The sequence below is a fragment of the Saccharopolyspora sp. NPDC002686 genome, from assembly GCF_040295745.1.
In the GTDB taxonomy this organism is placed as follows: Bacteria; Actinomycetota; Actinomycetes; order Mycobacteriales; family Pseudonocardiaceae; genus Saccharopolyspora; species Saccharopolyspora oryzae.
In genome coordinates this window covers 1-4820 of record NZ_JBEOVY010000475.1, presented here as the reverse complement: position 1 = coordinate 4820, position 4820 = coordinate 1, and the positions used below count along the sequence as shown (strand labels likewise).

The 4820-nt window shown below is 69.8% G+C and carries 4 protein-coding genes; 3 read left to right on the top strand and 1 reads right to left on the bottom strand.

What is annotated here, in order from left to right:
• Window positions 1-1231, bottom strand: a 1231-nt coding sequence (locus ABTZ89_RS35810; RefSeq protein WP_351053360.1) for an amidohydrolase family protein, incomplete at its 3' end; no start/stop codon positions are given.
• Between the two features lie 618 nt (window positions 1232-1849).
• Here ABTZ89_RS35810 and ABTZ89_RS35805 point away from each other — a divergent pair.
• The 3 genes from ABTZ89_RS35805 (at window position 1850) to ABTZ89_RS35795 (ending at window position 4700) form a co-directional block, all read left to right on the top strand.
• Window positions 1850-3334, top strand: a complete 1485-nt coding sequence (locus ABTZ89_RS35805) for an NCS1 family nucleobase:cation symporter-1 (protein ID WP_270953012.1) — start codon at window positions 1850-1852, stop codon at window positions 3332-3334.
• 96 nt (window positions 3335-3430) lie between these two features.
• On the top strand, window positions 3431-4156 hold the full coding sequence (locus tag ABTZ89_RS35800; RefSeq protein ID WP_351053356.1) for an aspartate/glutamate racemase family protein: 726 nt from the start codon (window positions 3431-3433) through the stop codon (window positions 4154-4156).
• Between the two features lie 43 nt (window positions 4157-4199).
• Window positions 4200-4700: a nucleoside deaminase gene (locus ABTZ89_RS35795; RefSeq protein WP_270953009.1), complete on the top strand. Its 501-nt coding sequence runs from the start codon at window positions 4200-4202 to the stop codon at window positions 4698-4700.
• Window positions 4701-4820 lie beyond the last annotated feature (120 nt).

Here is a 4820-nt window from a genome sequence, read left to right as displayed (position 1 = left end):
ACGTCAGGACGGACAGGTCGCGGTGCGGATCTCCGGAGACCACCAGCGCATCGCCCCGGAAGCCCGGCGCCAGCCGCCCCGCTTCGCGCTCGATGCCCAGCAGCGCCGCAGCCGACGTCGTCGCCGTGCGGATCGCGTCGAGCTCCGGCAGGCCCGCCTCGTGCATCAGCTGCACCTCGCGGCCGATCGGGTCGACCTCACCGCCGGAGGAGTCGGTCCCGGCGGCCAGCGGGACGCCCAGCTCGTGGGCTGCTCGCACCGCGGCCTGGAGGGTCGGCAGGTAGGTGCGGCCGCGCTCGTCCAGGACCGGGTTCGGGTTGCCGATCATCCCGGCGATCGCCGTCATCGTGGGTGTGAAGAAGGTGTTCCGGCGGAGCATCTCGTGCAGGGTCTTCTCGCCGACGAACACGCCGTGCTCCAGCGAGCGGATGCCCGCGGTCACCGCGTCGTGGCAGCCCTTCTCGCTGTAGCTGTGGCACAGCACGCCCTTGCCGCCCCGGCGTGCCGCGGCGACCACCTCGGAGAGCTGCTCGTAGGAGTACACCTGGGTCTGCGGGTCCTGCTCGGGCAGCCCGGCCCGCTCGTTGACCCGCGTCTTGATGACGTCGGCGCCCCGGGCGAGGTTCACCTCGACGACGCGGCGCAGCGCCTCCGGCGAGCGGACGCCGTCGGCGAGCCGGGCCAGCGGCGTGAGGTCGGGGTCGGCCAGGACGGTGTCACCGAGGTCCGGGGTGACGAAGACACCCGCCGCCTTCAGCTCGGGCGCCAGCTCGGGCACCTGGCGGGCCAGCTCGCGCACGGCGATGTCCTGGTAGAAGTTCGTCGACCCGCTGCGGGCGCTGGTGGCGCCCTGGCGGACGGCGGCGCGCGCCTCGTCGGCGGTGTTGAGGTGGATGTGCGCGTCGACCAACCCCGGCAGCACCCAGCGCCCTTGGGCGTCGAGGCGGGTCGCATCCGCCGGCACCTCGACGCCGTCGCGGGGTCCGGCTGCGCGCACGACGCCGTTGCGGATCACGACCACGCTGTTCTCGACGACCGCACCGGTCGCCGGGTCGAGCAGCGTGCCGCCGTCGATGACCAGATCCCCCGCGGCCGGACCGGGCTTCGGCGCAGCGCTGGCCGAACGGGGCGCGGCTGCGACCGCGGCGGTCCCGGCCAGCACCGCTGCTGCGGTGAGCACACCTCGGCGGGTGAGGTGGCTGGCGGGCGGCGGAGCGGGGTCAACGCACATTACGAGCTCCTCGATGTCCAAGTTTGCGATGTTCTGTATACCAAATTGGGTAGAAGATACCCGCCGCCCAGGCGGGCATCTCAGCCACTCCAACCGGGCTGATCGTTTTGGTATACCGAGGCGCGAAGCGTGCGCAAGATGGCCGGTTCAGCCGCGCGTCTCGCCGGCCAGACTCCGCGGGCAATCCCGCACCACTTGAGCCCGGATCGTGGACATCCCGGACCGGCGGGGTCCACCATCTGGACAGGCGGCCGTTCCTGAAGCCCCGGATCAACCGCCCCGACAGCGCCGAGCCGCCGTTCGCGGAACCTCTTGACGAGCCCTGAGAAGCGGTCTAGCGTTTTCAAATCACGACGTATACTTCCATAATTCGAAATAAAACTTTCGTCGGCGACCCCGGCGACTGAAGCGCTCCCTCTGCGCCGCGGGGTTTCGCGGAAGCCCCGGTCGCATCCACCACCGGAGAACCCCATGTCCTCATCGAGCGATCCCGGCACAGCTCGAACACCAGGACGCGGGCAGAGCGCTGAGCGAGATCCCGCACCACAGCCCACATCCGATGCCCGGCACCAGACAAGGAAGTCGACAGTTGCGCACAGGACGCCTGGAGGTGGCCCGATGACCGCCATGGAAAAAGGGGCCGATGTGGACGCCTCCACCAGCACGACGAGTTCCCGGCTGTACACCTACGACCTCGCTCCCACCCAGAAGGAAGGGCGGCGGTGGGGCGCTTACAACGTCTTCACCCTCTGGGGCAACGACGTCCACAGCCTCGGCAACTACGCCTTCGCGATCGGGCTCTTCGCGATCGGGTTGAACGTGTGGGGCATCCTGGCGGCCTTCCTGCTCGCGTCGCTGCTGCTCTTCCTGCTGCTGACGCTCTCCGGCTACATGGGGCACAAGACCGGCGTGCCGTTCCCGGTCATGAGCCGCATCGCGTTCGGCACCAAGGGCGCGCAGATCCCGGCCGCGGTGCGCGGCCTGGTCGCCATCGCCTGGTTCGGCATCCAGACCTACCTCGCCTCCGAGGTGCTGAGCACCTTGCTGGTGGCGATGTTCCCGTCGCTGGAGTCGCTGAAGGCCCAGTCGGTGCTCGGGCTGCCGCTGCTCGGCTGGATCACCTTCCTGTCCCTGTGGGTCGTCCAGGTCCTCATCGCCAGCTACGGCATGCACGTCATCCGCAGGTACATGGCGATCGCCGCGCCGACCACGCTCATCACGATGCTCGCGCTGGCGATCTGGATGTTCATCCGCGCCGGCGGCTCGATCTCGCTGTCCACCTCGCAGCCGCTGGTCGGCACCGACATGTGGTTGCACGTCCTGGAGGGCGCCGCGCTCTGGGTGGTCATCTACGGCACCTTCGTGCTGAACTTCTGCGACTTCACCCGCTCCGCCAAGAGCCGCCAGTCGATCATCCGCGGCAACCTGATCGGCATCCCGGTGAACATGCTGTTCTTCGCCGTCATCGTGGTGGTGCTCAGCGGTGCGCAGTTCAAGCTGGACGGCAAGATCATCACCAGCCCGACCGACATCGTGCAGACCATCCCGAACATGGTGCTGCTGGCCGCCGCGTCGATCGCGCTCATCGTGCTGACCATCGCGGTGAACCTGCTGGCCAACTTCGTGGCGCCGATCTACGTGCTGGTGAACCTCTTCCCGCGGCACCTGAACTTCCGCAGGGCCGCGCTGGTCAGCGCCATCATCGGCCTGATCATCCTGCCGTGGAACCTCTACAACAGCCCGGTCGTGGTGAACTACTTCCTGGGCGGTCTCGGCGCGCTGCTCGGCCCGCTGTTCGGCGTGATCATGGCCGACTACTGGCTGATCCGCAGGACCCGGGTCAACGTGCCGGAGCTCTACAGCGAGGACGAGAACGGCGAGTACCACTACCGCGGCGGCTACAACCCGAAGGCCGTCGGAGCGTTCATCCCCGCCGCGGCGATCGCCGTCATCGTGGCGCTGGTGCCGGTGTTCGGCGCGGCTTCCGGGTTCTCCTGGTTCATCGGCGCGATCCTGGGCGCGATCATCTACGCCGTGATCGCCGACCGCAAGCCCGATGCGACCGATGTGGACGGTGAATCGATCGCCGTGGCCGCCGAGTGAACCACCGACCGGGCCCGCTGCGGGCGGGCCCGGTCGCCCGCCCGCACCACCACGCAACACGAGTCCGGGGACGAGTTCCCCGAAAGAGGTCCAACAATGCGCATTCTGGTCGCGAACGTCAACACCACTGCGAGCATCACCGAGTCCATCGGTGCGCAAGCAGCGGGTGCGGCGTCTCCCGGCACCGAGATCGTTCCCATCACGCCGTCCTTCGGCGCGGAGTCGGTCGAGGGCAACTACGAGAGCTACCTCGCCGCGATCGCCGTGATGGAGACCGTTCGGGCCTACCCCGAGCCGTTCGACGCGATCATCCAGGCCGGCTACGGCGAGCACGGCCGGGAAGGGCTGCAGGAGCTGTTCGACGTCCCGGTCGTCGACATCACCGAGGCCGCCGCAAGCACGGCCCAGTTCCTCGGCCGCACCTACTCGGTGGTGACCAGCCTGGACCGGACGGTCCCGCTGATCGAGGAGCGCCTGCACGCCGCGGGGCTCAGCGCGCGGTGCGCGTCGGTGCGCGCGAGCGGCATGCCGGTCCTGGAGCTGGAGCGCGATCCGGGTGCCGCGGTGGACGCCATCGCCGAGCAGGCGGCGCGTGCCGTCGAGGACGACCGCGCGGAGGTCATCTGCTTGGGGTGCGGTGGCATGTCCGGGCTGACCGAGCGCGTGGTGGAGCGGACCGGTGTGCCCGTCGTGGACGGGGTGACCGCGGCGGTGACCGTCGCCGAGTCGCTCGTGCGCCTGGGCCTGACCACGTCCAAGGTCCGCACCTACGCCTCCCCGCGGCCGAAGAAGATGCTCAACTGGCCGCCTGTGCTGGGCTGACGTCGACGAGAAATGGTATACCAAAGGTGCTACGGTCGAGGCCATGAGTGAACAGCAGAACCTCAGCGCGCAGGACCGGGTGCACCTGCGGCGCTGCGTCGACCTCGCCCGCGAAGCGCTGGACGACGGTGACGAGCCGTTCGGCTCCCTGCTCGTCGACGCCCGCGGCGCGGTGCGCTTCGAGGACCGCAACCGGGTCCAGGGCGGCGACGCCACCCGGCACCCCGAGTTCGAGATCGCGCGCTGGGCGGCCGAGCACCTCTCCCCCGCCGAGCGCCGCGAGAGCACCGTCTACACCTCCGGCGAGCACTGCGCGATGTGCAGCGCCGCGCACGCCTGGGTCGGGCTCGACCGCATCGTCTACGCGACGAGCACCGAGCAGCTGACCTCGTGGCACCGCGAGTGGGGACTGCCCGCCGGTCCGGTCGCGCCGCTGGCGATCAACGCGATCGCCCCGGGCGTCCCGGTCGCCGGACCGGACCCGGAGCTGGCCGACGAGGTCCGCGGCCTGCACGCCCGGCTGCACGGCGTCGAGCAGGGCTAGGTGCCGTTCCGCGGTCACGCGACCTGGTCGATTCCGGCGTCGAGCAAGCGCTCGCGCTTCTCCCGCCGGACCCGCATCTGCTCCGGTAGGTCGTCGACGGCGTCATCGCTGGTTGCCGGG

Coding starts and splice junctions, on each gene's coding strand:
- ABTZ89_RS35805 (WP_270953012.1), top strand. CDS start 1,850: ATGACCGCCATGGAAAAAGGGGCCGATGTGGACGCCTCCACCAGCACG.
- ABTZ89_RS35800 (WP_351053356.1), top strand. CDS start 3,431: ATGCGCATTCTGGTCGCGAACGTCAACACCACTGCGAGCATCACCGAG.
- ABTZ89_RS35795 (WP_270953009.1), top strand. CDS start 4,200: ATGAGTGAACAGCAGAACCTCAGCGCGCAGGACCGGGTGCACCTGCGG.